The following is a 2236-nucleotide window of genomic DNA, read 5'->3' as shown; positions in this document are numbered from 1 at the left end:
GGTCTACATCTACAAGCTCACCACGCAGGACCTGATCTGGGGCTATGTGGCGGCGATCGCGCTGGCCATTTTGGTCGTGCTGTCGATCGTCGCGGTGTTTGCCATGAAGCGCATGGCGCGTGCACGCGTGGTACCGGCATGAGCGCCATCCACCTGCAAAACCTGGTCAAGAAATTCGGCGACTTCACCGCGCTGAAGACCATGGACCTGGCAATATCAGATGGCGAGTTCATGGCGCTGCTCGGCCCGTCGGGCTGCGGCAAGTCGACGACGATGAACATGATCGCCGGCATGGAAGAACCGACCGGCGGCAAGATCCTGTTTGGCGAGCGCGACATGGCCGGCGTGCCGATGGGCCGGCGTGGCGTCGGCTTCGTGTTCCAGAACTACGCCATCTTCACGCATATGACGGTGCGCCAGAACCTTGCCTATGGACCAAAAATGCGAGGGGCTGCCAAAGCCGAGATCGATCGCCGTGTCGGCGCCGTCGCCGAGATGCTGCAGCTTTCGCCGCTGCTCGACCGCAAGGCCGACAGGCTGTCGGTCAATATATTGCAACGGGTGGCGATCGGCCGCTCGGCGATCATGGAGCCGGCGATCTTCCTGCTCGACGAGCCGCTCTCCAATGTCGACGCCGCTTTCCGGGCCGTCATGCGCACCGAACTGAAGCAGCTGCAGCGGCAGTTCCGCCAGACCATGGTGTATGTCACCCACGATCAGCTCGAGGCGATGACCATGGCCGACCGCATCGCGGTCATGGATCATGGGGTTTTGCAGCAGGTCGGCACGCCGCTCGAGGTCTACAACGATCCAGCCAATGTCTTCGTCGCCCGCTTTATCGGTGCGCCGGGCATGAATCTGCTCAAGGGCAGGCCGGCGGAGAGCGACCGCGGACTGGTCGTCGATCTCGGACCGTTGGGCGTCACGCCGCCGCTGCCGGGCGAACTCGCAGCGGCCATGCGTGGTGCACGCGGCGAGGTGCTTTACGGATTCCGGCCTGAACAGGCGACGTTGGTGCAGAATGGGCAGGGCCTCGCAATGCCGGTGACCTTTGTCGAACGGATCGGTGCGCGCACCATCGTTCATCTCGGCCAGGGCGAGGCGGCTGTGAAAACGGTGTTCGACAATGATGTCGGGCTGGCTATCGGCGACACCGCTGTCATCGCTCCCACTACGTCGTCGGTGCGCGTCTTCGACGCCGCTACCGGCCTTGCGATGAAGGCAGGTTGAGATGGCCGATATCGTCTTCCGTAATGTGACCAAACGCTACGGCAATACACTCGCCGTCGACGACGCCTCGTTCACCGTCAACGACAATGAGTTCTTCTGCTTCTTCGGTCCGCCGCTGTCGGGCAAGTCGACCATCCTGCGCCTGGTGCTCGGGTTGGAGACACCTGACACCGGCGAAATCCTGATCGGAGGCAGGCCGGTCAACGCGATGTCGCCGGCCGAGCGCAACGTGGCTATGGTGTTCCAGAACCTGGCGCTGTTTCCGCATATGAGCGCGCTCGAAAATGTCCGCTTTCCCCTGGTCGAACGCCGGGTCGCCGAGGCCGAGATCAAGCGGCGGGTCACCGACGTCGCGGCGAAGCTGCATATCGGCCATATCCTGCACAAGCCGCCGGGACAGCTTTCGGGCGGGGAGCGGCAGCGCGTGGCGATCGCCCGGGCTCTGGTGCGCGATCCCAATGCCTATCTGATGGACGATCCGATCTCGGCGCTCGACGCCAGGCTGCGCGAAGAAACGCGCGTCGAGCTGAAGCGCATCCAGCGCGAACTCGGCAAGACGCTGATCTACGTCACGCACGACCAGGAAGAAGCGATGTCGGTCGCCGACCGCATCGCCATCCTGGAGGACGGCAAGATCAGGCAGATCGGTACGCCGGCAGAGATTTACGACCGCCCGGCCAGCACCTATGTGGCAAGGCTGCTTGGTTCGCCGATGATGAACATCCTCAGATCGGCGCGCGGCGAGGGCGGTGTCGAAGCGGCTGAAGGCACGATCCGCATCGAAGACAAGACAGCGCCCGCCGACGCCGTGGAGATCGGCCTGAGGCCGGAAGACATCAAGGTCAGACCGTGGGCGGATGGGGGCCCGGGCCGCCCGGCGCGAGTGTTCGAGGTCGAGCCGCTTGGCGGCTACACCGTGGTGACGCTCGCTGCCGGGCAGGCGCGGCTGAAGGCGTTGCTGCGCGGCCAGCCCGACATCCGGCCGGATGCCATGGTGGCGATATCC

At 64.3% G+C, this 2236-nt stretch carries 2 protein-coding genes; both read left to right on the top strand.

From position 1 onward, the window contains the following. Window positions 1–138: 138 nt before the first annotated feature. Window positions 139–1230: an ABC transporter ATP-binding protein gene (locus EN932_RS34495; protein ID WP_127369093.1), complete on the top strand. Its 1092-nt coding sequence runs from the start codon at window positions 139–141 to the stop codon at window positions 1228–1230. Between the two features lies 1 nt (window position 1231). Further along, window positions 1232–2236: ABC transporter ATP-binding protein (locus EN932_RS34490; protein ID WP_164890793.1), on the top strand; the 1005-nt coding region annotated here is incomplete at its 3' end.

The sequence above is a fragment of the Mesorhizobium sp. M7A.F.Ca.US.002.01.1.1 genome (assembly GCF_004022955.1).
Classification (GTDB): domain Bacteria; phylum Pseudomonadota; class Alphaproteobacteria; order Rhizobiales; family Rhizobiaceae; genus Mesorhizobium; species Mesorhizobium ciceri.
This window is presented reverse-complemented; position numbering and strand designations above follow the sequence as displayed.